Origin of the sequence: Mycobacterium sp. E3339 (assembly GCF_001666915.1) — a bacterium.
GTDB lineage: Bacteria > Actinomycetota > Actinomycetes > Mycobacteriales > Mycobacteriaceae > Mycobacterium.
The window spans coordinates 1-25,956 of record NZ_LZIZ01000202.1 but is presented as its reverse complement, the minus strand read 5'-3'; the positions used below and the strand labels follow the sequence as shown (position 1 = coordinate 25,956).

Here is a 25,956-nt window from a genome sequence, read left to right as displayed (position 1 = left end):
GATGAACTCGTCGAGGCCCACGATCCGCAGCGGCCGGCTGGTGGCCGAGCCGTCGGCCGCCACCCGCAATGACGTCGGGCTGTTCTCGGTCAGTCGATGCACCTCGACCAGCACGGTGATGCCCGCGGACGATAGGAAATCGACTTCGGTGAGGTCGATGACCAGCACCGCGGGCGTGCCGGCCAGCGCGACGTCGATGTGGGTGGCGAGCGAGGGCGCGGTGATGATGTCGACCACGCCGCTGACCTGCAACACCACCGCCTCGCCGGCGTCGCGGCGGTTAACCCAGAACTCCTCGCTCACCACCCGAACCTACTGGCTTCTCCGCGGTGGCCGACACCCGGTCCGAAACATCACGCCCGGGGTCCGACCCGCTAACCGCGCTCGACCCACGAGCCGTGTGGTTCCAGGCCGTCGTCACCCCAATCGTCCCAGCCGGGGGACTGCCGGTCGTGAGGCCTAACGATGCGCCGTCGCAACTCCAGCAGCAGCTCCTCGGTCGAGGCGCGGGCGAGAGCGTCCGATGGCGACGTCTGGTACCGGGGTCCGGGCTCCCGGGGCAGCTTGACCACCAGTTCCCTTGGCTCTCCGCCGGCGAGGATGGTGTCGACGCTGCCCGGCGCCCAGCCCAGCTTGTTTTCCAGCATGGCGTAGGTGCCCGGGCTGGCTCTGCGCACGCCGTTTTCGATGTCGGACAGGGTGCGCACCGTGAACTGCAGGCTGTCGGCGAAGTCGGTGCGGTTGCGGTAGCCGAGCGCGACGCGGCGGCTCACGATGTGGTGGCCGAGCCGGTTCAGAGCGTGCCGGTCCATGGGGCGATCATGGCGCATCGCCATCGGCAATGTCGACTAACGGCGCGAAAATTTTTCTACTCGTTGCACGGATAGCGGAAACTATTTCCTCGGTACCCCGGCCAAATCGGACCTGACCTGGGTAATCGTGTCCCAGAACAACTCCTCGACCTTCTCGCGTGACACGCCGACCACCTCGACTCGCGGCACGCCGGCCAGCTCGCGGCGCACCAGCTTCGCATCGGGCAAGGCGTCGCCGGTCCACCACTCCTGGCGGATGTCGAAGTCGTCGAAGCGTTCGCCCTCCCGGGTATGGCGGAGCTGACCGCGGCGCTTGCTGATCGGGACACGCGCCCACCATTCGGCCCGCCAGTACGGGCCGTCGTAGGCCCCGGGCGGGGCGCCCGTTTCCCATTCCTCGACTTGGAGCTGCTGATTCGGGGCCATGCCGTTGTAGTCGCGGGCGAACCCGTACGCCTCGTCGCGGTCGAGGTAAACCCGCTCGATGTGATAGGTGTCGCCGCTCCCCGCAGAGACCACGTACACCGTCGTCATGCCGCCTCCCGCACCGCCGAATGGATGGGCCCAGTCTCCCATCAACCATGGGGACACGTTCCGCAAACTCCTCGATTACCGCGCAAACCGCACGCCGCGCGCCGAGCGGGGCCCGAGGAGGCTGTGAGCCATATCATAACGGAAATTAATTCCGTATTATTGACATATTCTCTGTTTACTTCCTAGAGTTGCCCTCACGTCGACCGCGTCCTGGATGGGTTCCCTGGGGGGGAACCAGGCGCGGCTCGGCGTCATCTTCAGCGATCACCACGCAATCCCAGGGAAACCGCCATGACGCAGATCCGCGGCCGCGCCGCCGTCCGAAAGAGGCGGGATCAGGAGCTCCCCATCATGAAAGACCGCAAGACCCCGGAGTCGGCCGATTTGGACGCCCTGTCGCACCTGCGCGCACACCGTGTCCTGGTGGCGCGGCGGATCAACGAGATCGCGCTCCAGATCGCCGAGTTGCGGACCGAGGTGGAAGCCCTCGACAAGGAAATTAGGTCGAAGGTTCAGCAGCTCGAGGAAGTCGATCGGGGCATCTCCGTGCTCATGAGCGTCCACAACCTGCGTGCGCGGCACGCCGCCAGGTTCGCCGATGCGATCCGCCACCAGGCGGCGGCGGCCACGGCGACCGATCAGGACGGCCCGCCGGCAGCCGAGAGGGCCGATAGCTGAGCGCGGGTCACCGGCCGGCGAGTCGTCGGGCATCGGTGCCAAAATTTCGCGACGGTTTCGGTTGGGCAAAGGTCCTGCAGCGTGCCCCCGGCGCGAGGGCCCGGGCCGGGAGTACGCCCCTAATGTGGCTGCCATGGCCGCACTGATGAATCGCGTGCAGCGCCGGCGCGCGGCGCTACCCGTCACCGTGTCGGCGTTGCTGGTCGCCACGGGGCTCGCCGTCGCCCCCGCGGCCCAGGCGGCCGCGGCCTCGGCGACGTTGTCGGTGGAGCACGCGTGGCAGACCGGTTTCATCGCCAACTTCGCGGTCACCAACTCGAGCATGGTGCCGCTCACCGATTGGCGCATCGACTTCGACATGCCGGCGGGGCAATCCGTCCTGCACACGTGGAACAGCACCATCACCCAGTCGGGCACGCACTACGTGCTCACCCCCGCCAACTGGAATCGCAGCATTCCCCCCGGTGGTTCGGCCACGGGTGGCCTACGGGGCGTGGTGATCGGTTCCTTCACGCCGCCGTCGAATTGCGTGCTCAACGGCCAGATCCCCTGCACCTAGCCCTGGGCGCCCTGGCGGCGGGACGCACGGCGCCACCGGCGCGCGCGTGCCTCGCATCCGACCCCGCGTGAGAGAAGTGCTACGCTGCCGGGCAGTCGACATCCTTTAACGATCCGTCCGGCGAGGCGGAGAAGGAGGTCAAGTCTCGCATGGGTGCTGTGGGTGAGAGCGGCGTGGACCGCGGAGCCCGGGAACTGATGTCGGCGGCCGACGTCGGTCGCACCATTTCCCGCATCGCACATCAGATCATCGAAAAGACCGCGCTGGACTCACCGGACGCGCCGCGGGTGGTCCTGTTGGGCATCCCGACGCGCGGCGTCACCCTGGCCGGGCGGCTGGCCACCAACATCGCCGAGTACAGCGGGGTGGAAGTCGGCCACGGCGCCCTCGACATCACCCTCTACCGCGACGACCTCATGCAGAAGCCGCCGCGGCCGCTGGAGGCCACCTCGATTCCGGTCGGCGGCATCGACGACGCGCTGGTGATCCTCATCGACGACGTGCTGTACTCCGGGCGATCGGTGCGCTCCGCGCTGGACGCGCTGCGCGACGTCGGCCGCCCGCGGGTGGTGCAGCTGGCGGTGCTGGTCGATCGGGGCCACCGCGAACTGCCGCTGCGCGCCGACTACGTCGGCAAGAACGTCCCCACTTCCCGCAGCGAGAGCGTGCACGTGCTGCTGAGCGAGCAGGACGGCCGCGACGCGGTGGTGATCTCCCGATGACGCGCCACCTGCTCGCCGCCGGCGACCTGACCCGCGACGACGCGACCGCCATCCTCGACGACGCCGACCGGTTCGCCCAGGCCCTGGTCGGCCGCGAGATAAAGAAGCTGCCGACGCTGCGCGGCCGCACCGTCATCACGATGTTCTACGAGAACTCCACCCGCACCCGGGTGTCGTTCGAGGTCGCGGGCAAGTGGATGAGCGCCGACGTGATCAACGTCAGCGCGGCCGGATCGTCGGTCGGCAAGGGCGAGTCGCTGCGCGACACCGCGTTGACGCTGCGCGCGGCCGGCGCCGACGCGCTGATCATCCGGCACCCGGCCTCGGGCGCCGCGCACCTGCTGGCCGAATGGACCGGCAGCGCCAACGACGGCCCCTCGGTGATCAACGCCGGCGACGGCACGCACGAACATCCGACGCAGGCGCTGCTCGACGCGCTGACCATCCGCCAGCGCCTCGGCGGCATCGAGGGCCGGCGCATCGTGATCGTCGGCGACATCCTGCACAGCCGGGTGGCCCGCTCCAACGTCATGCTGTTGCACACGCTGGGCGCCGAGGTGGTGCTGGTGGCGCCGCCCACGCTGTTGCCGGTCGGCGTCGAGGGCTGGCCGGTCACCGTCTCGAACGACTTCGACGCCGAGCTGCCCGCCGCCGACGCGGTGCTGATGCTGCGCGTGCAGGCCGAGCGGATGAACGGCGGCTTCTTCCCGTCGGTGCGCGAATACTCGTCCCGCTACGGGCTTTCCGATCGTCGTCAGGCCATGCTGCCCGGCCACGCCGTGGTGTTGCACCCGGGTCCGATGCTGCGCGGCATGGAGATCGCCTCCTCGGTCGCCGACTCGTCGCAATCGGCGGTGCTGCAACAGGTTTCGAACGGCGTGCACGTGCGGATGGCGGTGCTGTTCCATGTGCTGGTGGGGGCAGAGGAGATCGCAGCGTGAGCGTGCTCATCCGCGGGGTCCGGTTGTACGGCGAGGGGGATCGCGTCGACGTCCTGGTCGATGACGGCCAGATCGCCGACATCGGCGCCGGGCTCGACGGGGCTGGAGGGCTCGAAAAAGACCTGGACGTCATCGACGCCACCGGCCAGGTGCTGCTGCCCGGGTTCGTCGACCTGCACACCCACCTGCGCGAGCCGGGCCGCGAATACGCCGAGGACATCGAAACCGGCTCGGCCGCAGCGGCTTTGGGCGGGTACACCGCGGTGTTCGCGATGGCCAACACCAATCCGGTCGCCGACAGCCCGGTGGTGACCGACCACGTCTGGCACCGCGGCCAGCAGGTGGGGCTGGTCGACGTGCACCCCGTCGGCGCCGTCACCGTCGGGCTGGGCGGGGTCGAGCTGACCGAGATGGGCATGATGGCGGCCGGTGCCGCGCAGGTGCGGATGTTCTCCGACGACGGCGTCTGCGTGCACGACCCGCTGGTGATGCGCCGCGCCCTCGAGTACGCCACCGGCCTGGGCGTGTTGATCGCCCAGCACGCCGAGGAGCCCCGGCTGACCGTCGGCGCCGTCGCCCACGAGGGGCCCAACGCCGCCCGGCTGGGACTGTCGGGCTGGCCGCGGGCCGCCGAGGAATCGATCGTCGCCCGCGACGCGCTGCTGGCCCGCGACGCCGGCGCCCGCATCCACATCTGCCACGCATCCACCGCCGGCACCGTCGAGCTCCTGAAATGGGCCAAGGGACAAGGCATCTCGATCACCGCCGAGGTTACCCCGCACCACCTGCTGCTCGACGACGGCCGGCTGGCCAGCTACGACGGGGTGAATCGGGTCAACCCGCCGCTGCGCGAGGCCGCCGACGCCGAGGCGCTGCGGCAGGCGCTGGCCGACGGCGTCATCGACTGCGTGGCCACCGATCACGCCCCGCACGCCGAGCACGAGAAGTGCGTTGAGTTCGCCGCGGCGCGTCCCGGCATGCTGGGCCTGCAGACCGCCCTGTCCGTCGTGGTCCAGACGATGGTGACGCCGGGCCTGTTGAGCTGGCGCGACGTCGCCCGGGTGATGAGTGAGAACCCAGCGCGGATCGTCGGCCTGCCCGATCACGGCCGCCCGCTGGAGGTGGGGGAGCCGGCCAACCTGACGGTGGTGGACCCGGAGGCCACCTGGACCGTCGCCGGCTCCGATCTGGCCAGCCGGTCGGCGAACACGCCGTTCGAGTCGATGACCCTGCCGGCCACGGTGACGGCGACGCTGCTGCGCGGCAAGCTCACCGCTCGAGACGGGAAGTGCCCGGCATGAATTCAGGCACGCTGGTGGGATCGCTGATCTTCGCGGCCGTGCTGGTGGTGGTGATCGCGGTGGTGATCCAGCTGATGATGCGCAGCTGGCGGCGGCGCTCGGAGCGGCAGGATGAACTGATCGGTGACCTGCCCGACATTCCCGACCAGGTGGGCGCGGCCCTGATCACCACCCGCGGACACTATTGCGGTTCCATGCTGGCGCCGGGCTGGCACGAGCGGATCGCGGCCGGCGATCTCGGTTTCCGCAGCAAAGGGGTGCTGACCCGCTATGCCGGCGGAATCATGGTGGAACGCCTACGCGCCCAACCGATTTGGATTCCGAAAGACTCGATTACCGGCATCCGGATGGAGCGCAGCATGGGCGGCAGGGCGGTGGCCCGGATCGGGATATTGGCGATTCGGTGGCGGCTGCCGTCGGGCGCCGAGATCGACACCGGCTTTCGGGCCAACCACCGCGACGACTATGACCCCTGGCTGAAATCCGACGAGAAGGGAGCCGCGTGAGTTGCGCCGCGACGATGCAGAGCGAAGCGATGAGGAGAAGTGGCGCGCATGACTAAGGCGCTACTGGTCTTGGAGGACGGCCGCGTCTTCACCGGCACGCCGTTCGGCAAGGTTGGCCAAACGCTCGGCGAGGCCGTGTTTTCCACCGGCATGTCCGGCTACCAGGAGACGTTGACCGACCCCAGCTACCACCGCCAGATCGTGGTGGCCACCGCGCCGCAGATCGGCAACACCGGCTGGAACACCGAGGACGCCGAGAGCCGGGGCGACAAGATCTGGGTCGCCGGCTACGCGGTGCGCGACCCGTCGCCGCGCGCCTCCAACTGGCGCGCCACCGGCACCCTGGAGGACGAGCTGGTGCGCCAGCACATCGTCGGGATCGCCGGTATCGACACCCGGGCGGTCGTGCGCCACCTGCGTACCCGCGGCTCGATGAAGGCCGGGGTGTTCTCCGGCGACGCGCTCGCCGACCCGGCCGAGCTGGTAGAGCGGGTGTGGGGCCAGCAGTCGATGCTGGGCGCCGATCTCGCCGGCGAGGTCAGCACGCCGGAGCACTACATCGTGGAACCCGAAGGGCCGCAACGGTTCACGGTGGTCGCGCTGGACCTGGGGATCAAGACCAACACCCCGCGCAACTTCGCCCGCCGCGGCGTCCGCAGCCACGTGTTGCCGTCGTCGACCACGTTCGACCAGATCGCCGACATCGCCCCCGACGGGGTGTTCCTGTCCAACGGCCCCGGCGATCCGGCCACCGCCGATGACGTCGTCGCGCTCACCCGCGAGGTGCTGGGGGCCGGGATCCCGTTGTTCGGCATCTGTTTCGGCAACCAGATCCTGGGCCGGGCGCTGGGGCTGTCCACCTACAAGATGGTCTTCGGGCACCGCGGCATCAACATCCCGGTGATGGACCACGCCACCGGGCGGGTGGCGGTCACCGCCCAGAACCACGGCTTCGCCCTGGAGGGCGAGGCGGGCCAGTCCTTCGACACGCCGTTCGGCGCGGCCGTCGTCAGCCACACGTGCGCCAACGACGGGGTGGTCGAGGGCGTGAAACTCGCTGACGGCCGGGCGTTCTCGGTGCAGTATCACCCGGAGGCCGCCGCCGGTCCGCATGACGCGGAATACCTGTTCGACCAATTCATCGACCTGATGGCTTCCCGAGAAAGCGGAAGGGGCCGCTAGTGCCACGTCGCACCGACCTCAACCACGTGCTGGTGATCGGCTCGGGGCCGATCGTGATCGGCCAGGCCGCCGAGTTCGACTACTCGGGCACCCAGGCCTGCCGGGTGCTGCGGGCGGAGGGGCTGCAGGTCAGCCTGATCAATTCCAACCCGGCCACCATCATGACCGACCCCGAGTACGCCGACCACACCTACGTCGAGCCCATCACCCCGGCGTTCGTCGAGCGGGTGATCGCCCAGCAGGCCGAGCGCGGCAACAAGATCGACGCGCTGCTGGCCACGCTGGGCGGGCAGACGGCGCTCAACACCGCGGTCGCGCTGTTCGAGAACGGGGCGCTGGAGCGCCACGGTGTCGAGCTGATCGGGGCGGACATCGACGCCATCCAGCGCGGCGAGGACCGGCAGATGTTCAAGGACATCGTGGCCAAGGTGGGCGGTGAATCCGCCCGCAGCCGCGTGTGTTTCACCATGGAAGAGGTTCGCGAGACGGTCGAGGAGCTCGGGCTGCCGGTGGTGGTGCGGCCCAGCTTCACCATGGGCGGGCTGGGGTCGGGCATGGCGCGATCCGTCGAGGAGGTCGACCGGATGGCCGGCGCCGGCCTGGCCGAAAGCCCCAGCGCCAACGTGCTGATCGAGGAATCGATCTACGGCTGGAAGGAATTCGAGCTCGAGCTGATGCGCGACGGCAACGACAACGTGGTCGTGGTGTGCTCGATCGAGAACTTCGACCCGATGGGCGTGCACACCGGTGACTCGGTCACCGTCGCGCCCGCCATGACCCTCACCGACCGCGAATACCAGCGGATGCGCGACCTGGGCATCGCGATCCTGCGCGAGGTCGGGGTGGACACCGGCGGCTGCAACATCCAGTTCGCGATCAACCCTGCCGACGGCCGGCTGATCGTCATCGAGATGAACCCGCGGGTGTCCCGGTCCAGCGCGCTGGCCTCGAAGGCGACCGGCTTCCCGATCGCCAAGATCGCCGCGAAGCTGGCCATCGGGTACAGCCTCGACGAGATCGTCAACGACATCACCAAGGAAACGCCGGCCTGCTTCGAGCCCACCCTCGACTATGTCGTCGTCAAGGCGCCGCGGTTCGCGTTCGAGAAGTTTCCCGGGGCCGATCCCACCCTGACCACCACGATGAAGTCCGTCGGCGAGGCGATGTCGTTGGGCCGCAACTTCATCGAGGCGCTCGGCAAGGTGATGCGATCGCTGGAAACCACGCGCGCGGGGTTTTGGACCAAGCCCGACCCGGACGGGGACGTCGGCGAGGTGCTCGACCGGCTGCGCACCCCGACCGAGGGTCGGCTCTACGACATCGAGCTGGCGCTGCGGCTGGGCGCGTCGATCGAGCAGGTCGCGAAGGCCAGCGGCGTCGACCCGTGGTTCCTGGCCCAGATCGGCGAGCTGGGCAAGCTGCGCGCCGAGCTGGTGGACTCCCCGGTGCTCGACATCGACCTGCTGCGGCGGGCCAAACACAGCGGGCTGTCGGACCGCCAGATCGCCGCGCTGCGGCCGGAATTGGCGGGGGAGAACGGCGTCCGCTCGCTGCGCGAGCGCCTCGGCATCCACCCGGTGTACAAGACCGTGGACACCTGCGCGGCCGAGTTCGAGGCCAAGACGCCCTACCACTACAGCAGCTACGAACTCGACCCCGCCGCCGAGACGGAGGTGGCGCCGCAAACCGAGCGGCCCAAGGTACTGATCCTCGGGTCGGGACCTAACCGGATCGGCCAGGGCATCGAATTCGACTACAGCTGCGTGCACGCCGCAACCACGTTGAGCCAGGCCGGTTTTGAAACCGTCATGGTCAACTGCAACCCGGAGACGGTGTCCACCGACTACGACACCGCCGACCGGCTGTACTTCGAGCCGCTGACGTTCGAGGACGTCCTCGAGGTCTTCCACGCCGAACAGCAGTCGGCCGGCGCGGGACCGGGGGTGGTCGGGGTCATCGTGCAACTGGGCGGACAGACGCCCCTCGGGCTGGCGCAGCGCCTGGCCGACGCCGGGGTCCCGATCGTGGGCACCCCGCCGGAGGCGATCGATCTGGCCGAGGACCGCGGGGCCTTCGGCGACGTGCTGACCGGCGCCGGATTGCCGGCGCCGAAGTACGGCATGGCAACGACTTTCGCGCAGGCCCGCCGGATCGCAGAGGACATCGGCTACCCGGTGCTGGTGCGGCCGTCGTACGTGCTGGGTGGTCGCGGCATGGAGATCGTCTACGACGAGGAGACGCTGGAGGGCTACATCACCCGGGCCACCGAACTGTCGCCCGAGCACCCGGTGCTGGTCGACCGCTTCCTGGAGGACGCGGTGGAGATCGACGTCGACGCGTTGTGCGACGGCAGCGAGGTCTACATCGGCGGCATCATGGAGCACATCGAGGAAGCGGGCATCCATTCCGGCGACTCGGCGTGCGCGCTGCCGCCGGTCACGTTGGGCCGCAGCGACATCGAGAAGGTGCGCCGCGCCACCGAGGCCATCGCCCACGGCATCGGCGTGATCGGGCTGCTCAACGTGCAGTACGCCCTCAAGGACGACGTGCTCTACGTCTTGGAGGCCAACCCGCGTGCCAGCCGCACGGTTCCCTTCGTGTCCAAGGCCACCGCGATCCCGCTGGCCAAGGCGTGCGCCCGGATCATGTTGGGCGCCAACATTCCTCAGCTGCGCGCCGAGGGCATGCTGGCGGCCGCCGGGGACGGCGCCCACGCGGCCCAGAACGCCCCGATCGCGGTCAAGGAGGCCGTGCTGCCGTTCCACCGCTTCCGGCGCACCGACGGGGCCGCCATCGATTCGCTGCTGGGTCCGGAGATGAAATCGACCGGCGAGGTGATGGGCATCGACCGCGACTTCGGCAGCGCCTTCGCCAAGAGCCAGACCGCCGCCTACGGGTCGCTGCCCGCCGAGGGCACCATCTTCGTCTCGGTCGCCAACCGGGACAAGCGGTCGCTGGTGTTCCCGGTCAAGCGCCTGGCCGACCTGGGCTTCCGGGTGCTGGCCACCGAGGGCACGGCGGAGATGTTGCGGCGCAACGGGATTCCTTGCGATGAGGTCCGCAAGCACTTCGAGCCGCCGGGCGACGGGCGACCCGCGATGTCCGCCGTGGACGCGATCAAGGCCGGCGAAATCGACATGGTGATCAACACGCCCTACGGCAACTCCGGTCCGCGCATCGACGGCTACGAGATCCGCTCCGCCGCGGTCTCGGTCAACATTCCCTGCGTCACGACGGTGCAGGGCGCCTCGGCCGCCATCCAGGGCATCGAGGCGGGCATCCGCGGCGACATCGGCGTGCGGTCCCTGCAGGAGCTGCATAGCCTGATGGGCCAGGGCGCCGCGCCCGGGCAAGGCGACCGGTGACCGGGTTCGGCCTGCGGCTGGCCGAGGCGAAGGCGCAACGCGGGCCGCTGTGCGTGGGCATCGATCCGCACCCCGAGCTGCTGCGCGCCTGGGACCTACCGACCACGGCCGACGGGGTGGCGGCGTTCTGCGACATCTGCGTCGAGGCGTTCTCCGGGTTCGCCGTAGTCAAGCCCCAGGTCGCCTTCTTCGAGGCCTACGGCGCCGCGGGGTTCGCGGTGCTGGAACGCACCATCGCGGCCCTGCGCGCGGCGGGGGTGCTGGTTTTGGCCGACGCCAAGCGCGGTGACATCGGCACCACGATGGCCGCCTACGCCGCCGCCTGGGCGGGTGACTCGCCGCTGGCCGCCGACGCGGTGACGGCCTCGCCGTATCTGGGGTTCGGCTCGCTGCGGCCGCTGCTGGAGGCGGCCGCCGCGCACGACCGTGGCGTGTTCGTGCTGGCCGCCACCTCCAACCCCGAGGGCGCGACCGTGCAGCGCGCCGCCTTCGACGGCCGCACGGTGGCCCAGTTGGTCGTCGACCAGGCGGCGGTGGTGAACAAGTCCGCCACGCCGCACGGGCCCGGCTATGTCGGCGTGGTGGTCGGCGCGACGGTGCTTCAGGCCCCCGACCTCAGCGCGCTGGGCGGACCGGTGCTGGTGCCGGGCCTGGGCGTGCAGGGCGGACGGCCCGAGGCGCTCGCCGGGCTGGGCGGGGCGGATCCGGGCCAGCTGCTGCCCGCGGTGGCCCGCGAGGTGCTGCGCGCGGGGCCGGGCGTGCCCGAACTGCGGGCGGCCGGCGAGCGGATGCTGGACGCCGTCGCCTACCTGGCCGCCTCGTAGCCCGTCGTACGGGGCCCTACGTGCGCGTCAGTCCGACGCTAGCGACGTGCTGGGGCGCGCGGTCTCCACGATCACGGTGGTGGCCTTGACGACGGCCACGGCGACGCTGCCGGGGCGCAACTGCAGCTCCTCGGCGGCCTCGGTGCTCATCAGCGACACCACGGTGAAGGGGCCGCACTGCATCTCCACCTGGGTCATCACCTTGTCGCTGGTCACCTGGGTGACCAGCCCGACGAACCGGTTGCGGGCCGAGCTGCCGATGCTGAGTGGATCCGGGGGCGGGGCCGGGGCGTTGCTGCGCGAAAAGCGGGCCAGATCCTCGCTGGCGATGACTTTGCGGCCGGCGGCGTCGTGGCTGACCGCCAGGGACCCCTGGTTGATCCATCGCCGGACCGTGTCGTCGCTGACTCCGAGCAGCTCAGCGGCCTGACGGATCCGCAGGTTCGACACGGCTAGATGGTAACTCCCTGCGTATCGGCCGGGGCTCGTACCAGCAATCGGCTCGCGAATCGCACCCGCGCGGCTACGCAGGCGCGACACGCGCGACACGCGACGAAAAATGCGAGATCGCCCGCATGACGCGTCTCGGCCCGCCGCGGCCCCCATCGGCCGGCGCCTCCCGCCTGCCCTCGGGCACCGCCCAGCCCGGCAAAACGGCTGCTCAGAGCGCTGCGGGCGCCCTCCTGGTAGGCCGGTTGGCCGACCTGACGGCCCCCGGTACGGCGGCCCTCAGGGCGGCCACGGCGACCGGTTTTTCGGGCCACCCGCCGGGCTCATGCTGGGAGTTTGTCCCCGGAACCAGGGGGCCGGGTTAGATTTCGTCAGGAGGCCTGAGTACGGTCGTCTCCGCTGGCTGAAGTAGCAGGCAGAGACACAAAGCGATCGATTGAGATTGATTGATCAGATACGGAGGAATCGTGGCCCTTCCCCAGTTGACCGACGAGCAGCGCGCGGCCGCGTTGGAGAAGGCGGCTGCCGCACGTCGAGCACGAGCAGAGCTCAAGGACCGGCTGAAGCGCGGCGGCACCAACCTCACGCAGGTGCTCAAGGACGCCGAGACCGACGAAGTCCTGGGCAAGATGAAGGTTTCCGCGCTGCTTGAGGCGTTGCCCAAGGTGGGCAAGGTCAAAGCGCAGGAAATCATGACCGAGCTGGAGATCGCCCCCACCCGCCGCCTGCGGGGCCTCGGCGACCGCCAGCGCAAGGCCCTGCTGGAAAAGTTCGGCTCCTAGTCCGGCCAGCCCGGCCGAGTTGGCCAACCCGCCCTGTGGGCGTCGCGGCCCAGGAGCGCCTGTGAGCGCCGGCGGGGGACCGGACGTCGAGCACGGGACGCGTCCCGCACCACCGGGACGTGTGGTCGTGCTGTCCGGTCCCTCCGCGGTCGGCAAGTCGACGGTGGTCAGATGCCTGCGCGAGCGGGTTCCTGACCTGCATTTTTCCGTCTCGGCCACGACGCGGGCGCCGCGGCCGGGCGAGGTCGACGGCGTCGACTACCACTTCGTCAGCCCCGCCCGCTTCCAGCAGCTCATCGACGACGGCGCACTGCTGGAGTGGGCCGACATCCACGGCGGGCTGCACCGGTCGGGCACCCTGGCCGAGCCGGTGCGGACCGCGACGGCAGCCGGAATCCCCGTGCTCATCGAGGTGGACCTGGCCGGCGCCAGGGCCGTCAAGAAGGCGATGCCGGAGGCCGTCACCGTGTTCCTGGCCCCGCCCAGCTGGCAGGATCTGGAGGCGAGGCTCGTCGGCCGCGGCACCGAAACGCCGGAGGCCATGCGGCGCCGGCTCGAGACCGCCCGCATCGAAATGGCGGCCCAGGATGACTTCGACGAGGTCGTCGTCAACAGTCAATTGGAGTCTGCGTGCGCCGAATTGGTATCCTTGCTGGTGGGAACTGCGCCGGGTCGGCATGACCCGCCTGGCCAGACCAGGAGCCGGACCAGATCCAATCGAGATTGAGCATCGAATTGCCAGCGGTACCAGCCGCTTTAATCCGCCAGGAGATTGACCTACGTGACTATTCCGCAGTCTGACGCGGCGTTGGCCGCCGTCCCCGATCGGTTCGACCCGTCGGCCGGGGGGCAGGGCGCCTACGACACCCCGCTGGGCATCACCAACCCGCCCATCGACGAGTTGCTCGACCGCGTGTCGAGCAAGTACGCCCTGGTGATCTACGCCGCCAAGCGCGCCCGCCAGATCAACGACTACTACAACCAGCTCGGCGAGGGCATCCTCGAATACGTTGGGCCGCTTGTCGAGCCGGGGCTTCAGGAGAAGCCGCTGTCGATCGCGCTGCGGGAGATCCACGCCGACCTGCTCGAGCACACCGAGGGCGAGTAACAGGGCAGGGCCGGGCCAACTGTGGACCGCAAACGGATTGTCGTCGGCGTCTCCGGTGGCATCGCCGCTTACAAGGCGTGCACGGTCGTTCGTCAGCTCTCCGAGGCCGGTCATCTCGTCCGCGTCATCCCCACCGAGTCGGCGCTGCGCTTCGTCGGAGCCGCCACGTTCGAGGCGCTCTCCGGCCAGCCCGTGCACACCGACGTTTTCGCGAACGTCCCCGAGGTGCCGCACGTCCAGCTGGGCCAGAAGGCCGACCTGGTCGTGGTGGCGCCGGCCACCGCGGACCTGCTCGCCCGCGCGGTGCACGGCCGCGCCGACGACCTGCTGACCGCCACCCTGCTCACGGCCAGGTGCCCGGTGATGTTCGCGCCGGCGATGCACACCGAGATGTGGTTGCACCCGGCCACCGTCGACAACGTGGCCACCGCGTCGCCGAGTTGCTCCGCCGAGCTGACGTGGACGACCTCGACCCCGGCCGGGTCGATCAGCCCCGCGGTGTGCCCGGCGATCAGCGTGACCTCGGCGCCGCGCTGCGCGGCGACCCGCGCCACCGCGTAGCCCTACGACCTCGCCGGCTGCAAGATGCTGGTGACCGCGGGCGGTACCCGCGAACCGATCGACCCGGTGCGCTTCATCGGCAACCGCAGCTCCGGCAAGCAGGGCTACGCGGTGGCGCGGGTCGCCGCGCAGCGCGGCGCCGAGGTCACGCTGATCGCCGGGCACACCGCGGGGCTGATCGACCCGGCCGGGGTCGAGGTCGTCCACGTCAGCTCGGCGGAGCAACTCGGCGACGCGGTGGCCAAGCACGCCCCCGCCGCGGACGTGCTGGTGATGGCCGCGGCCGTCGCCGACTTCCGGCCCGCGCAGGTTTCGGCCGCCAAGATCAAAAAGGGCCCAGACGATCAGGACAGCCCGCCCACGATCGAGCTGGTCCGCAACGACGACGTGCTCGCCGGTGCGGTGCGGGCGCGTGCCAGCGGCGAGCTGCCCAACATGCGGGCCATCGTCGGGTTCGCCGCGGAAACGGGCGACGCCAACGGCGACGTGCTCTTCCATGCGCGCTCCAAGTTGCGCCGCAAGGGCTGCGACCTGTTGGTGGTGAACGCGGTGGGCGACGGCAGGGCGTTCGAGGTGGACAGCAACGACGGCTGGCTGCTCGCGTCCGACGGCACCGAGTCCGCGCTGCAGCACGGCTCCAAGACGCTGATGGCCAGTCGTATCGTGGATGCGATCGCCACGTTCCTGCACGGCGGCGGATAAGACGGTTCGGTTCGCCTGAGGCGCCAGGCCAGGTGCCGGCCGGCCCGATGCCAGCCGATATAATTCGGTTTACTAACTATTCGGAAGGATTGAGATTGTGAGCGAAAAGGGTCGCCTGTTTACCAGTGAGTCGGTGACTGAGGGACATCCCGACAAGATCTGTGACGCGATCAGCGACTCGGTCCTCGACGCTCTGCTGGCGCAGGACCCCCGCTCACGTGTCGCGGTCGAGACGCTGGTCACCACCGGCCAGGTGCACGTCGTCGGTGAGGTGACCACGTCGGCCAAGGAGGCGTTCGCCGACATCACCAACATCGTCCGCGCGCGGATCCTCGACATCGGCTACGACTCGTCGGACAAGGGCTTCGACGGGGCGTCGTGCGGGGTGAACATCGGCATAGGCGCCCAGTCGCCCGACATCGCCCAGGGCGTCGACACCGCCCACGAGGCGCGCGTCGAGGGCGCCGCGGACCCACTGGACTCCCAAGGCGCCGGCGACCAGGGCCTGATGTTCGGCTACGCGATCAACGACACCCCCGAGCTGATGCCGCTGCCGATCGCGCTGGCCCACCGGCTGTCGCGCAAGCTGACCGAGGTGCGCAAGAACGGCACGCTGGGATACCTGCGCCCGGACGGCAAGACGCAGGTCACCATCGCCTACGAGGACGACGTCCCGGTGCGCCTCGACACGGTCGTCGTCTCGACGCAGCACGCCGACGGCATCGACCTGGAGAAGAAGCTCGACCCCGACATCCGCGAGCACGTCCTGCAAACCGTGCTGAACGAGCTGGCGCACGACACCCTCGACGCGTCGGGCACCCGGGTGCTGGTGAACCCCACCGGCAAGTTCGTCCTCGGCGGCCCGATGGGCGACGCGGGCCTGACCGGCCGCAAGATCATCGTCGACACCTACGGCGGCTGGGCCCGCCACGGCGGCGGCGCGTTCTCCGGCAAGGATCCGTCCAAGGTGGACCGGTCCGCGGCGTACGCGATGCGCTGGGTGGCCAAGAACATCGTCGCCGCCGGGCTGGCGGAGCGGGTCGAGGTGCAGGTGGCCTACGCGATCGGCAAGGCCGCCCCGGTCGGCCTGTTCATCGAGACGTTCGGCACCGCGACCGTCGACCCGGTCAAGATCGAGAAGATCGTGCCCGAGGTGTTCGACCTGCGCCCCGGCGCGATCATCCGCGACCTGGACCTGCTGCGCCCCATCTACGCGCAGACCGCCGCCTACGGGCACTTCGGCCGCACCGACATCGAGCTGCCGTGGGAGCAGCTCAACATGGTCGACGAGCTCAAGCGCGCGATCTAGGCGGCGGGTGGTCGGCGTCCAACGCCGGCAATCCGTCGATGCTGCGCCGGTTGCGCTGGACCAGGCGGACGTATGCCTCGGCGGGCGCCTTGTTGTGGTGTTCGTCGAGGACCGGCCGTTCGTCGACGAGCTCGTAATACGGCACCGCGAACCCGCACGCGTCGGCGATCCGCTCCAGGTCGACGACGATGACGGCGCGCACGCCGGCGTGCGGCTTGCCGAAATGGGCTGCCAGGCCGCCGAACTCGTCGTCGTCGGGGCGGACCACCCGTCCGGTGCCGAACAGCCGCAGGATGCGCGAGTTGCGGCTGAACGAGCAGAACATGATCGTGATCCGGCCGTTGTCCCGCAGGTGGGCAATGGTTTCCACGCCGCTGCCGAACAGGTCCAGATAGGCGACGGTGTGGTCGTCGAGCACCGCGAAGGTGTCCCGATATCCCTTGGGGGACAGGTTGATTCGGCCTCCCTCGGAGGGCGCGGTGGCCACGAAGAACATCGCCTGGTCGCTGATGAACCGCTCCAGTGATTCGTCGAGACGCGCAAATTCCTTGGCCACGCGTGAAGCCTAGCGCCGGGCACCGACGGCCAGCACCGGGTTTTTCACCGCGGCCGGGGCCGGCGATCGCGCTCAGCCGGTGAATTCGTAGTCGTCGAGGTCGAAGCGCCGGCTGCGCCAGTAGGCCTCCACCGTGGTGGTGGGGCGCAGCGGCACGTCGCCGTTCTTGTCGAAGTAGTAGCTGTTGGCCAGGCGGCAACTGTCCTGCCAGAAGATCTGCCGGTGCCGTCGGCGCAGCATCTCGGCGAAGTACCGGTCGTTGGCCTCCTCGGTGACCTCGACCCGCGTCGCGCCCTCGCGTCGCGCCCGTTTCAGGCACCGCACGATGTGGTGGGTCTGCGTCTCGATCAGCGCGAAATACGACGAGCCCACGTAGCCGTACGGCCCGAACACGGTGAACAGGTTGGGGAAATCGGGGACGCTTACGCCCTCGTAGGCCTGCAACCGGTGTTCGTCCCAGAACCGGCTCAGCGACTTGCCGCCGCTGCCGGTGACCGCGAACGTCGGGACGTCGTCGGGATCCATCACTTTGAAGCCGGTGGCCAGGATCAGCACGTCTATCTCGTGGTGTTCGCCGTCGGTGGTCGCCACCGCGTCGGGCGTGATCTTGTCGATCGGCTCGGTCACCAGTCGCACGTTGTCCCGGTTGAACGTGGCCAGGTACTCGTTGTGAAAACCGGGGCGTTTGCAGCCGACCGCGTAGCGCGGGGTGAGCTGGTCGCGCACCGCCGGGTCGTGCACCTGTTTGCGTAGGTAGGCCAGCCCGGCCGATTCCATCCTTTTGGCCAGCGGCAGGACGGTGAAGTAGTGCGCGGAGATCGGGAAGGTGACTTCGACGAAGGCCTGGCTGAGCAGCCGTTGCAGAATCTTGCCGCCGGGAATCCGCATCGCCCAGCGGGCCGGCGCGGGCAACGCGACGTCCAGCTTGGGGAAGCACCAGATCGGGGTGCGCTGAAAAACGGTGAGCTGGGAGACAATCGGCGCGATCTCGGGAATGACCTGGACGGCCGAGGCGCCGGTGCCGATGATCGCGACGCGCTTGCCGCTCAGGTCCTGGTCGTGATCCCAGCGGGCCGTGTGCATCGTCACCCCGCCGAAGGTGTCCACCCCGTCTATGTCGGGCAGGTTGGGCACGGTGAGCACGCCGCACGCGCTGATCAGGAACCGGGCGGTGACCGTGCCCCCCGGGTCGGTCTGCACCCGCCACAGGCACTGCTCGTCGTCGAACTCGGCCGATTGCACCTTGGTGTTCAACCGGATTCGCGACCCGATGCCGTATTTGTCGACGCAGTGTTCGGCGTACGCCTTGAGCTCACGGCCCCGGGCGTACGTGCGCGACCAGTCCGGGCTCTGCTCGAAGGAGAACTGGTAGGAGAACGACGGAATGTCCACGGCGATACCGGGATACGTGTTCCAGTGCCACGTCCCGCCCACCCCGTCGCCGGCCTCGACGACGAGGTAGTCGGGCAGTCCGGCGCGGTCGAGCTTGATGGCGGCGCCGATCCCGGAGAAACCGGCGCCCACGATCAGGGTGTGGTAATCGGGAGTGCTGTTCATCGGTGCCCGCCTAGGGGTGTAGCGCCTTCTTCAGGGCGGCCAGCCCGCGGTCGGTGGCGTCACCGGCCGCGGGGATCACCAGCGCGAAGCTGGCGTAGCCGTGGACGAGGGTGGGCTCGTTGCTCAATTCGGCGGGCACGCCGGCCGCGTTGAGCAGCTCGGCGTAGCGGGCCCCGTCGTCGCGCAGCGGATCGTGTTCGGCGGTCCCGATGAACGCGGGCGGCAAGCCGGACATCTCCGTCGCGTTCGCCGGGGCGAGGGTGACGGGCAGCGTCGTGGGGTCGCTGATGTCGATGTGCGGCAGGTACCAGGACAGGAAGGCGTCGATCACGTCGCGGTCCAGGATGGGCGCGTTGGCGTTCTCGGTGAACGACGGCAGCGACAGGTCGGCGGTGACGACGGGGTACCACAGCAGCTGGAAGCTCAGCGCGGGCCCGGCGTTCTCGTTGGCCAGGTGGGCCATCACCGCGGCCAGGTTGCCGCCGGCCGAGTCGCCGGCCACGGCGATCCGGTCGGGGTCACCGCCCAGCTCGGCCGCGTTCTCGGCGACCCAGCGCAACGCCGCCCAGGCGTCGTCGACCCCGGCGGGGAACGGATGCTCGGGTGCCAGCCGGTAGTCGACCGACACCACGATGGCCTCGGCGCCGACGGCGTGCGAGCGGGCGACGGGGTCGTGGGTGTCCAGGCCGCCGAGGCAGAACCCGCCGCCGTGGTAGTAGACGACGACCGGCAGCGCTTCCGCCGGTTCCAGGGGTGGCCAGTAGATGCGCACGGGAATGTCGCGGTGCTCGCCGTAGTCGATCGTGCGGTCCTCGATCCGCAGGTCGGGCAGCATTTCGGGCGGCACCTGGAGCATGCGCATCCGGCGGCGCGCGACCTCCACGCCGTCGGACGCTCGGAACGTCAACGGGAAGGCGTCCAGCAACGCCTTGAACGTCGGGTCGATGCCCGCGCGGGCGAAGGTGGGCTCCGTCATGGATTCACCGTACGCCCAGCATTCACCCGCGCAGGCCGGTTCGCAGGGCGGTCAGGCCGCGCTCCATCGCCGCGGTGGCCGCCGGCACCACGCCGCCGTAGCCGAGGTACCCGTGCACCAGGGTCTCGGCGTTGTGCACCTCGACGGGCACGCCTGCGGCGCCGAGCAGTTCGCCGTACCGGATGCCGTCGTCGCGCAACGGGTCGTAACCGGCGACGGCGATGTAGGCGGCCGCGAGCCCGGACAGATCGGCCGCGCGCCCCGGCGCCATGCCCGGCGGCGGGGCCGACAAGTCGACTTCGCCCGCGTACCACCGCGAGAACTCCGCGACGGCCCTGACGTCGAGGATCGGCGCGCCGGCGTTTTCGGTGAAGGACGGCAGCGAGGAGTCCCACATCGTGGAGGGGTACCACAACAGCTGGAACAGGATCGGCGGTGCGCCGTGATCGCGCGCCCGCTGCGCCATCACGGCGCTGATGGTTCCACCGGCCGAATCCCCGGCGACGGCCAGCCGATTCGGGTCGCCGCCCAGCTCAGCGGCGTGCTCGGCGGCCCAAAGCGTTGCGGCCCAAGCGTCTTCGACCGCGGCGGGGTAGGGGTGTTCGGGGGCCAGCCGGTAGTCGACGGACACCACGATGGCGTCGGCGCCGACCGCGTGCTGGCGAGCCGTGCCGTCGTAGCTGTCGAGGTCGCCCACGACGAAGCCCCCGCCGTGGAAATACAACACGATGGGCGGCACGGTACTCTCGGATTCGATTGGCGGCCAATAGATCCGGACGCCGACGGGCCCCGCCGGGCCGGCGATGGCCCGGTCCTCGACGCGCAGCTCCGGGTGCAGCGGCCGGCGGGGCAGGTCGCGGAAGCGCTGCCGCGCCGCGTCAACGCCGTCGTCGGTGGATAGCCGGAAGGGAACCGCATCCAGTACCTTCTGCAGGATGGGGTCGATCGCGGGCTTTTCGTCGGCTGTGTTGTCCAAGCTTGGCATGGAGGTACCGTACGCATCTCGTCTGGTGCTCGGCGGCTGGGTGGTGGCCGGCTGGGCGGCGCTTGGCTACGGCGTCTACCTGACGGTGTTGGCGCTGGGCTCGCCGCCGGGAACCGAGCTGACCGGGCATTGGGTGCTGCAGCCGCTGTTCAAGGCCTCGATGGCGTTGTTGCTGACGGCCGCCGCGGTGGGCCACGCCGTTGTCCGCGAGCGGCGGTGGCTGATGCCCGCCCTGCTGTTGTCGGCCGTCGGCGACTGGGCGCTGGCGATTCCGTGGTGGACCCAGTCCTTCGTCGTGGGCCTGGCCGCATTCCTGTTGGCCCACTTGTGTTTCCTGGGCGCGCTGCTGCCGCTGGTGGCTTGGCGCCCGTCCAGGCCGCGCATCGCCGCCGTGGTCGCCATGTGCCTGGCCACCATCGCGCTGCTGGCGTGGTTCTGGCCGCACCTGGGCAAACTGGCCCTCCCGGTGACGGCCTACATCCTGGTGCTGACCGCGATGGTGTGCGCCGCCCTGTTGGCGCAGCTGCCGACGATCTGGACGGCGGTGGGGGCGGTGTGTTTCGCGGCGTCCGATTCGCTGATCGCCATCGGCCGCTTCATCCTGGGCAACGAGGCACTGGCGGTGCCGATTTGGTGGTCGTACGCCGCGGCGCTGATCCTCATGACGGCGGGGTTCTTCTTCGGCCGTGAGGCGCCGGCCGACGCCGGCGACCCGGCGCCGGCCGAGGGCTGACCGTTCCGGACCGGACGGTAAAGGCGTTGGGCAACAACCCATTTCGATTGTGGAGGGCGCCGTGAGCGGCGGCCCGCGCACGCCCGGTGAGGTCGAACCCATCGCCCGGGTGCTGCCGATGCTCTCGGTGCCGCACCTGGACCGTGAGTTCGACTACCTGGTGACGGCCGAGCAGTCCGACGACGCCCAACCGGGGGTGCGGGTGCGGGTGCGGTTTCACGGCCGGCTGGTCGACGCGTTCGTGCTGGAGCGCCGCAACGACACCGACCACCCCGGCAAGCTGGGTTGGCTGGACCGCGTCGTGTCGGCCGAACCGGTGCTGACCCCCGAGATCCGCCGGTTGGTCGACGCGGTGGCGGCCCGCTACGCCGGGACCCGGCCGGACGTGCTCCGCCTGGCGGTGCCCGCCCGGCACGCCCGGGTGGAGCGGGAAGCCGCGGAAGTCCCGCGGCCGGCGGTGCCCGCGCCCGTCGACCCGTCGGCGTGGGAGGCGTACGGCCGGGGCGCGCAGTTCCTGGACGCGCTGGCCGAATCCCGGGCCGCGCGCGCGGTCTGGCAGGCGTTGCCGGGGGAGTCCTGGGCGGACCGCTTCGCCGAGGCCGCCGCCCAGACCATCCGCGCCGGCCGGTCGGCGCTGGCGATCGTGCCCGACCAGCGCGACCTGGACACCCTGTGGCGCGCCGCGACCGCGCGCGTCGAGGAGGCCGCCGTGGTGGCGCTTTCGGCCGGGCTGGGCCCGGCCGCCCGCTACCGGCGGTGGCTCGCCGCGCTGCGCGGCCACGCGCGGCTGGTAATCGGCACGCGCAGTGCGGTTTTCGCGCCGCTGAACGACCTGGGCCTGGTCATGGTGTGGGCCGACGCCGACGACACCCTGGCCGAGCCGCGCGCCCCCTACCCGCACGCCCGGGAGGTGGCGATGCTGCGCGCGCATCAGGCGCGGTGCGCGGCGCTGATCGGGGGCTACGCGCGCACCGCCGAGGCGCAGGCGCTGGTGCGCAGTGGCTGGGCGCACGACATCGTCGCGCCCCGGGCGGTGGTGCGCGCCCGCACACCGCGGGTGGTCGCCCTCGACGACACCGGCTACGCCGACGAACGCGACCCGGCCGCGCGCACCGCGCGCATTCCGTCCATCGCCCTGCGCGCCGCCCGGGCGGCGCTCGAGGCCGGGGCGCCGGTGCTGGTGCAGGTGCCCCGGCGCGGCTACGTCCCGTCGCTGGCGTGCGCGCGCTGCCGCACCATCGCGCGGTGCCGGCACTGCACCGGCCCCCTGTCGTTGCAGGAGGGCGGCCAGGCGCTGGTCTGCCGGTGGTGCGGGCGCATCGACCCGACGCGGCGCTGCGCGCGCTGCGGGTCGGACGCCGTCCGCGCGGTGGTGGTCGGGGCGCGCCGCACGGCCGAGGAGCTCGGCCGCGCATTTCCCGGTACCGCCGTGATCACCTCGTCGGGGGACGGCGTCGTGCCCGAAGTCGCCGCCGGCCCGGCCCTGGTGGTGGCCACCCCGGGCGCCGAGCCCGCCGCGTCCGGCGGCTACGGCGCGGCGTTGTTGTTGGATACCTGGGCGCTGCTGGGCCGCCAGGACCTGCGCGCCGCCGAGGACGCGCTGTGGCGCTGGATGAGCGCCGCGGCGCTGGTGCGGGCCCGCGGGGACGGCGGCATGGTGCTGGTGGTGGCCGAATCTTCAATTCCCACAGTGCAATCGCTGATCCGCTGGGATCCGGTGGGGCACGCCGATTCGGACCTGGCGGCCCGGACCGAAGTGGGCCTGCCGCCGAGCGTGCACATCGCGGCCCTCGACGGTGCCGCGGAAGCGGTGGCGGCGCTGCTGGACGAGGCCGGGTTGCCGGACGGGGCCGATGTGCTGGGGCCGGTCGATTTGCCGGCGGGCGTGCGCCGCCCGGCCGGCACCCCGCCCGGGGTGCCGGTGACGCGGATGCTGGTCCGGGCCCGCCGGGAGCAGGGCCTGGCGCTGGCCGCGTCGCTGCGCCGTGGCGTGAGCGTGCTGTCCGCGCGCCAGGCCCACGAGCCGGTCCGGGTGCAGATCGACCCGTTGCACATCGGATGACCTCCCCAAATTTTGCCAAAGGGGATAGTATGCGTCGGAAATAGTGCCTGACTACGATATTGGAAGGTTGTTACACTTCCACTTCTTTAGCCACCGAGAGGCCGGAGATTCTCCGGAGAGGGGCGAGATGGCAGCGGAGAACGCGACCACGGCGGACGAGTCGCTCGATGCAATCACCGACGCTTTGCTGACGGCTTCCCGCTTGCTGGTTGCCATCTCGGCACGCTCGATCGGCCAGGTCGACGAGACCATCACGATCCCGCAATTCCGCACGCTGGTGATCCTGTCCAATCGCGGCCCGGTCAACCTGGCGACGCTGGCCGGTTTGCTCGGCGTGCAACCGTCGGCCACCGGGCGGATGGTCGATCGGCTCGTCGCGGCCGGACTGATCGACCGCCTCCCGCACCCCACGTCGCGGCGCGAGCTGCTCGCCGCGCTGACGAAGCGGGGGCGGGAGGTCGTGCGTCAGGTCACCTCGTACCGGCGCAACGAGATCGCGACCATCGTCGAGAAGATGCCGCCGGCGGAGCGCCACGGCCTGGTGCGGGCCCTGACCTCGTTCACCGCCGCCGGCGGAGAGCCCGACGTGCACATGGACGCCGACATCGATTTGTAGTGTCGCTCAGCGCTTCTCGGCGGTGACCAATAGGTACTCCCACTTCATGGCGCCATTGGTGAGGTATTGCTGCGCGAGTTCGATGAGTTGGGCGTCGAGCTCGGCGGCCAGCACGCCGTTGTGGCCGATGTTCGCATACGCCTCGATCGTCGGGCCGTAGTGGCTTTTGAAGTACGCGTGCACCGCCTCCGCGGTGTCGAACCGGTTCACTTCCAGCAGGCCCCGCACCGCCGTCAGCCGGCCCACCCGATCGCCGAGCAGTCCGGTGACGTAGCCCTCGCGCCCCCACAACGCGGCCGGCGGTACGGCCTGCGACAGGCTGGGCCGGTAGGGCCGAATGGTGGCGAGCATCCGACCGAAAAACCCCTCCGGGGTCCAGCTGATCACGCCGATCGTCCCGCCCGGCCGGCAGACCCGAACCAGTTCGTCGGCGGCCCGCTGCTGCTGCGGCGCGAACTGCACGCCGATCGCGGAAATGACGACGTCGAACTCGCCGTCGCCGAAGGGCAGGGCGTGCGCGTTGGCTTCCCGGTAGTCGATGGTCAACCCGTGCGCGGCGGCCCGGGCCCGCGACCGCTGCAGCAGCTCGGGGGTGAGGTCGCTGGAAACGACGGCCGCGCCCGTCGCGGCGGCCGGCAGCGTGATGTTGCCGGACCCGGCCGCCACGTCGAGCACCCGCATGCCCGGTCCGATGCCGGCGGCCTTGACCAGGACGGGGCCCAGCGGGGCCATCACTTCCTCGGCCATCAGGGCGTAGTCGCCGAGCGCCCACACCGCGCGATGGGGAGCGGCGTCGCTGATAGTGGTGTCGAGAGTCATCAGGCCTCCTTGAGGGTAAGGAAAGGACTGCCCACTCGACGTCGTTGTCCCTAGCACGGCAGTGCGGCCGGCCGGGATAGAAGCTAACCGCTAGAAACAGTATGCATCAGAAATAATGTACCCACGCAAGTTAAAGTCAGGGCGCGGGTGCGGCTTTCTAGACTGTGCCGGTGCGCCTCGTCTTCGCCGGCACCCCCGAACCCGCGCTGCCCGCGCTGCGCCAACTCATCGATTCGCCCCGTCACGAGGTGATCGCCGTGCTGACCCGGCCCGACGCCGCCGTCGGCCGGCACGGCAAGCCGCAGCCGTCGCCGGTGGCCCGCGAAGCGCTTGACCGGGGCATCCCGCTGCTGCGGCCGGCGCGGCCGAACTCGGACGAGTTCGTCGCCGAACTGTCGGAACTGGCGCCGGACTGCTGCGCGGTCGTGGCGTACGGCGCGTTGCTGCGCGACGGCCTGCTCGGCGTGCCCCCGCACGGGTGGATCAACCTGCACTTCTCGCTGCTGCCCGCCTGGCGCGGGGCGGCGCCGGTGCAGGCGGCGATCGCGGCCGGGGACACCATCACCGGGGCGACGACGTTCCGGATCGAGCCCAGCCTGGACTCGGGCCCGGTCTACGGGGTGGTCACCGAGACCATCCGACCGACCGACACCGCGGGGGAACTGCTTGAGCGCCTGGCCGTTTCGGGTGCGGTGTTGCTGTCGACGACCCTGGACGGCATCGCCGATGGAACGTTGACGCCGCGACCGCAACCCGCCGACGGCGTCAGCATCGCGCCGAAGATCACCGTCGAGCAGGCCCGGGTGCAGTGGGACTTGCCGGCGCACGTCGTGGAGCGCCGGATCCGCTCCGTCACACCCAATCCCGGCGCCTGGACACTGATCGGCGACCTGCGCATCAAGCTCGGCCCGGTGTTCATCGACGCTGATGCCCCAGAGCCGTTGGCGCCCGGCGCAATTCACGTTGATCGCAAGAACGTCTGGGTTGGCACCGGTTCACAAGCCGTGCGGCTGGGCCAGATACAGCCGCCCGGAAAGAAACTCATGAACGCCGTCGACTGGGCCCGCGGCGCGCGTCTCGATCCCGCGACGCGGGCGACATGAGCCGGCCCCGGCAATCGGACCGCGGGCGCGGCAGGCGGCGCCGGCCGCTCGACCCCGCGCGCGCCGCCGCGTTCGGCGTGCTGCGGGCGGTCAGCGAGCGGGACGCCTACGCGAACCTGGCGCTGCCCGCGCTGCTGCGCGACCGGGGGATCAGCGGCCGGGACGCCGCGTTCGCCACCGAGCTGACCTACGGCACCTGCCGCACCCGCGGCC

27 protein-coding genes and 3 pseudogenes are annotated in these 25,956 nt (G+C 70.3%); 20 read left to right on the top strand and 10 right to left on the bottom strand.

The annotated features are described in order from the left end of the window. The 3 genes from A5702_RS19010 to A5702_RS19000 all read right to left on the bottom strand — a co-directional run. A partial coding sequence (locus A5702_RS19010) for an STAS domain-containing protein (protein ID WP_068222704.1) occupies positions 1–303 on the bottom strand: 303 nt, incomplete at its 3' end. A 71-nt stretch (positions 304–374) separates the two neighbouring features. Then, entirely contained in the window at positions 375–812 is a 438-nt protein-coding gene (locus A5702_RS19005) for a helix-turn-helix domain-containing protein (RefSeq protein ID WP_055403694.1), read from the bottom strand. An 81-nt stretch (positions 813–893) separates the two neighbouring features. Beyond that, positions 894–1,346, bottom strand: coding sequence for a hypothetical protein (locus A5702_RS19000; protein WP_068222696.1), 453 nt, complete (start codon positions 1,344–1,346; stop codon positions 894–896). A gap of 291 nt (positions 1,347–1,637) precedes the next feature. Here A5702_RS19000 and A5702_RS18995 point away from each other — a divergent pair, with 291 nt between their 5' ends. The 9 genes from A5702_RS18995 (at position 1,638) to pyrF (ending at position 11,424) form a co-directional block, all read left to right on the top strand. After that, positions 1,638–2,024 carry a hypothetical protein gene (locus tag A5702_RS18995; protein ID WP_068222693.1) on the top strand — a complete coding sequence of 129 codons (387 nt, stop codon included), beginning with the start codon at positions 1,638–1,640 and terminating at the stop codon, positions 2,022–2,024. 133 nt (positions 2,025–2,157) lie between these two features. Then, positions 2,158–2,583, top strand: coding sequence for a cellulose-binding domain-containing protein (locus tag A5702_RS18990; protein ID WP_068222691.1), 426 nt, complete (start codon positions 2,158–2,160; stop codon positions 2,581–2,583). Positions 2,584–2,732: 149 nt separating this feature from the next. Continuing rightward, on the top strand, positions 2,733–3,305 hold the full coding sequence (pyrR, locus tag A5702_RS18985; protein ID WP_055403698.1) for a bifunctional pyr operon transcriptional regulator/uracil phosphoribosyltransferase PyrR: 573 nt from the start codon (positions 2,733–2,735) through the stop codon (positions 3,303–3,305). After that, complete coding sequence (locus tag A5702_RS18980) at positions 3,302–4,246, top strand: aspartate carbamoyltransferase catalytic subunit (protein WP_055403699.1); 945 nt, start codon at positions 3,302–3,304, stop codon at positions 4,244–4,246. Before pyrR ends, A5702_RS18980 begins: the two co-directional genes overlap by 4 nt. Further along, positions 4,243–5,547: a dihydroorotase gene (locus A5702_RS18975; protein ID WP_068222679.1), complete on the top strand. Its 1,305-nt coding sequence runs from the start codon at positions 4,243–4,245 to the stop codon at positions 5,545–5,547. The genes A5702_RS18980 and A5702_RS18975 overlap by 4 nt, the downstream gene beginning before the upstream one ends. Further along, positions 5,544–6,053, top strand: a complete 510-nt coding sequence (locus A5702_RS18970; RefSeq protein WP_068222701.1) for a transporter — start codon at positions 5,544–5,546, stop codon at positions 6,051–6,053. The genes A5702_RS18975 and A5702_RS18970 overlap by 4 nt, the downstream gene beginning before the upstream one ends. A gap of 48 nt (positions 6,054–6,101) precedes the next feature. Beyond that, entirely contained in the window at positions 6,102–7,235 is a 1,134-nt protein-coding gene (gene carA / locus A5702_RS18965; RefSeq protein WP_068222677.1) for a glutamine-hydrolyzing carbamoyl-phosphate synthase small subunit, read from the top strand. Then, positions 7,235–10,600, top strand: coding sequence for a carbamoyl-phosphate synthase large subunit (carB, locus tag A5702_RS18960; RefSeq protein ID WP_068222674.1), 3,366 nt, complete (start codon positions 7,235–7,237; stop codon positions 10,598–10,600). The genes carA and carB overlap by 1 nt, the downstream gene beginning before the upstream one ends. Then, positions 10,597–11,424 carry an orotidine-5'-phosphate decarboxylase gene (pyrF, locus tag A5702_RS18955; protein WP_068222672.1) on the top strand — a complete coding sequence of 276 codons (828 nt, stop codon included), beginning with the start codon at positions 10,597–10,599 and terminating at the stop codon, positions 11,422–11,424. The genes carB and pyrF overlap by 4 nt, the downstream gene beginning before the upstream one ends. Positions 11,425–11,451: 27 nt before the next feature. Here the strand turns inward: pyrF and A5702_RS18950 are convergent, their stop codons facing one another. After that, positions 11,452–11,874, bottom strand: a complete 423-nt coding sequence (locus A5702_RS18950; protein WP_055403728.1) for a molybdopterin-binding protein — start codon at positions 11,872–11,874, stop codon at positions 11,452–11,454. A gap of 467 nt (positions 11,875–12,341) precedes the next feature. On the opposite strand from A5702_RS18950, the gene mihF reads away from it, so the two are divergent. The 4 genes and pseudogenes from mihF to A5702_RS27035 form a co-directional block, all read left to right on the top strand. Continuing rightward, entirely contained in the window at positions 12,342–12,656 is a 315-nt protein-coding gene (gene mihF / locus A5702_RS18945; protein ID WP_007171927.1) for an integration host factor, actinobacterial type, read from the top strand. A 61-nt stretch (positions 12,657–12,717) separates the two neighbouring features. Continuing rightward, the gene (gene gmk / locus A5702_RS18940; RefSeq protein ID WP_082946800.1) at positions 12,718–13,383 is read left to right on the top strand and encodes a guanylate kinase; all 666 of its coding nucleotides are present in this window, start codon (positions 12,718–12,720) and stop codon (positions 13,381–13,383) included. A 54-nt stretch (positions 13,384–13,437) separates the two neighbouring features. Continuing rightward, positions 13,438–13,764, top strand: coding sequence for a DNA-directed RNA polymerase subunit omega (gene rpoZ, locus A5702_RS18935; protein WP_055403752.1), 327 nt, complete (start codon positions 13,438–13,440; stop codon positions 13,762–13,764). 21 nt (positions 13,765–13,785) lie between these two features. Beyond that, positions 13,786–14,197 (top strand): annotated as a pseudogene (locus A5702_RS27035) (flavoprotein); the annotation flags it as partial. A gap of 40 nt (positions 14,198–14,237) precedes the next feature. On the opposite strand, the pseudogene A5702_RS27300 reads toward A5702_RS27035, so the two are convergent. Beyond that, positions 14,238–14,318 (bottom strand): annotated as a pseudogene (locus tag A5702_RS27300) (hypothetical protein); the annotation flags it as partial. Between A5702_RS27300 and A5702_RS26450 the strand changes: the two are divergent. Further along, positions 14,317–15,027 (top strand): annotated as a pseudogene (locus tag A5702_RS26450) (phosphopantothenoylcysteine decarboxylase); the annotation flags it as partial. The pseudogenes A5702_RS27300 and A5702_RS26450 sit on opposite strands and share 2 nt — an antisense overlap. 97 nt (positions 15,028–15,124) lie before the next feature. Beyond that, positions 15,125–16,336: a methionine adenosyltransferase gene (gene metK / locus A5702_RS18925; protein WP_067820313.1), complete on the top strand. Its 1,212-nt coding sequence runs from the start codon at positions 15,125–15,127 to the stop codon at positions 16,334–16,336. On the opposite strand, the gene A5702_RS18920 is transcribed toward metK, so the two are convergent. The 4 genes from A5702_RS18920 to A5702_RS18905 form a co-directional block, all read right to left on the bottom strand. Further along, the gene (locus A5702_RS18920; RefSeq protein WP_068222669.1) at positions 16,320–16,892 is read right to left on the bottom strand and encodes a pyridoxamine 5'-phosphate oxidase family protein; all 573 of its coding nucleotides are present in this window, start codon (positions 16,890–16,892) and stop codon (positions 16,320–16,322) included. The two genes, metK and A5702_RS18920, sit on opposite strands and share 17 nt — an antisense overlap. A 72-nt stretch (positions 16,893–16,964) precedes the next feature. Further along, on the bottom strand, positions 16,965–18,449 hold the full coding sequence (locus A5702_RS18915; protein WP_055403733.1) for an NAD(P)/FAD-dependent oxidoreductase: 1,485 nt from the start codon (positions 18,447–18,449) through the stop codon (positions 16,965–16,967). Between the two features lie 10 nt (positions 18,450–18,459). Continuing rightward, positions 18,460–19,425, bottom strand: coding sequence for an alpha/beta hydrolase (locus tag A5702_RS18910; protein ID WP_068222666.1), 966 nt, complete (start codon positions 19,423–19,425; stop codon positions 18,460–18,462). Between the two features lie 22 nt (positions 19,426–19,447). Continuing rightward, a complete protein-coding gene (locus A5702_RS18905) occupies positions 19,448–20,410 on the bottom strand; it encodes an alpha/beta hydrolase (RefSeq protein WP_068222664.1) in 963 nt (320 codons plus the stop codon). Here A5702_RS18905 and A5702_RS18900 point away from each other — a divergent pair. From A5702_RS18900 to A5702_RS18890, 3 genes are all read left to right on the top strand, one after another. Then, the gene (locus A5702_RS18900; RefSeq protein ID WP_068222662.1) at positions 20,409–21,143 is read left to right on the top strand and encodes a lysoplasmalogenase; all 735 of its coding nucleotides are present in this window, start codon (positions 20,409–20,411) and stop codon (positions 21,141–21,143) included. The two genes, A5702_RS18905 and A5702_RS18900, sit on opposite strands and share 2 nt — an antisense overlap. A gap of 61 nt (positions 21,144–21,204) precedes the next feature. Then, positions 21,205–23,205, top strand: a complete 2,001-nt coding sequence (locus A5702_RS18895; protein ID WP_231965097.1) for a primosomal protein N' — start codon at positions 21,205–21,207, stop codon at positions 23,203–23,205. A 127-nt stretch (positions 23,206–23,332) separates the two neighbouring features. Then, positions 23,333–23,821 carry a MarR family winged helix-turn-helix transcriptional regulator gene (locus A5702_RS18890; protein ID WP_055403737.1) on the top strand — a complete coding sequence of 163 codons (489 nt, stop codon included), beginning with the start codon at positions 23,333–23,335 and terminating at the stop codon, positions 23,819–23,821. 6 nt (positions 23,822–23,827) lie between these two features. Here the strand turns inward: A5702_RS18890 and A5702_RS18885 are convergent, their stop codons facing one another. Further along, on the bottom strand, positions 23,828–24,640 hold the full coding sequence (locus tag A5702_RS18885) for a class I SAM-dependent methyltransferase (RefSeq protein ID WP_068222659.1): 813 nt from the start codon (positions 24,638–24,640) through the stop codon (positions 23,828–23,830). Between the two features lie 170 nt (positions 24,641–24,810). On the opposite strand from A5702_RS18885, the gene fmt reads away from it, so the two are divergent. Together fmt and A5702_RS18875 are read left to right on the top strand one after the other, a co-directional pair. Beyond that, the gene (fmt, locus tag A5702_RS18880) at positions 24,811–25,743 is read left to right on the top strand and encodes a methionyl-tRNA formyltransferase (RefSeq protein WP_068222698.1); all 933 of its coding nucleotides are present in this window, start codon (positions 24,811–24,813) and stop codon (positions 25,741–25,743) included. Continuing rightward, the coding region (locus tag A5702_RS18875; protein WP_369817937.1) for a transcription antitermination factor NusB at positions 25,740–25,956 on the top strand (217 nt) is incomplete at its 3' end. The genes fmt and A5702_RS18875, both read left to right, overlap by 4 nt.

What these genes read in the sequence shown, in the direction of transcription:
- A5702_RS19005 (WP_055403694.1), bottom strand. Translation starts at nt 812, where the DNA reads ATGGACCGGCACGCTCTGAACCGGCTCGGCCACCACATCGTGAGCCGC.
- A5702_RS18990 (WP_068222691.1), top strand. Translation starts at nt 2,158, where the DNA reads ATGGCCGCACTGATGAATCGCGTGCAGCGCCGGCGCGCGGCGCTACCC.
- A5702_RS18885 (WP_068222659.1), bottom strand. Translation starts at nt 24,640, where the DNA reads ATGACTCTCGACACCACTATCAGCGACGCCGCTCCCCATCGCGCGGTG.
- A5702_RS18910 (WP_068222666.1), bottom strand. Translation starts at nt 19,425, where the DNA reads ATGACGGAGCCCACCTTCGCCCGCGCGGGCATCGACCCGACGTTCAAG.
- A5702_RS18970 (WP_068222701.1), top strand. Translation starts at nt 5,544, where the DNA reads ATGAATTCAGGCACGCTGGTGGGATCGCTGATCTTCGCGGCCGTGCTG.
- A5702_RS18915 (WP_055403733.1), bottom strand. Translation starts at nt 18,449, where the DNA reads ATGAACAGCACTCCCGATTACCACACCCTGATCGTGGGCGCCGGTTTC.
- A5702_RS18900 (WP_068222662.1), top strand. Translation starts at nt 20,409, where the DNA reads ATGGAGGTACCGTACGCATCTCGTCTGGTGCTCGGCGGCTGGGTGGTG.
- A5702_RS18890 (WP_055403737.1), top strand. Translation starts at nt 23,333, where the DNA reads ATGGCAGCGGAGAACGCGACCACGGCGGACGAGTCGCTCGATGCAATC.
- A5702_RS18905 (WP_068222664.1), bottom strand. Translation starts at nt 20,410, where the DNA reads ATGCCAAGCTTGGACAACACAGCCGACGAAAAGCCCGCGATCGACCCC.
- carA (WP_068222677.1), top strand. Translation starts at nt 6,102, where the DNA reads ATGACTAAGGCGCTACTGGTCTTGGAGGACGGCCGCGTCTTCACCGGC.
- A5702_RS19000 (WP_068222696.1), bottom strand. Translation starts at nt 1,346, where the DNA reads ATGACGACGGTGTACGTGGTCTCTGCGGGGAGCGGCGACACCTATCAC.
- pyrR (WP_055403698.1), top strand. Translation starts at nt 2,733, where the DNA reads ATGGGTGCTGTGGGTGAGAGCGGCGTGGACCGCGGAGCCCGGGAACTG.
- A5702_RS18980 (WP_055403699.1), top strand. Translation starts at nt 3,302, where the DNA reads ATGACGCGCCACCTGCTCGCCGCCGGCGACCTGACCCGCGACGACGCG.
- A5702_RS18995 (WP_068222693.1), top strand. Translation starts at nt 1,638, where the DNA reads ATGACGCAGATCCGCGGCCGCGCCGCCGTCCGAAAGAGGCGGGATCAG.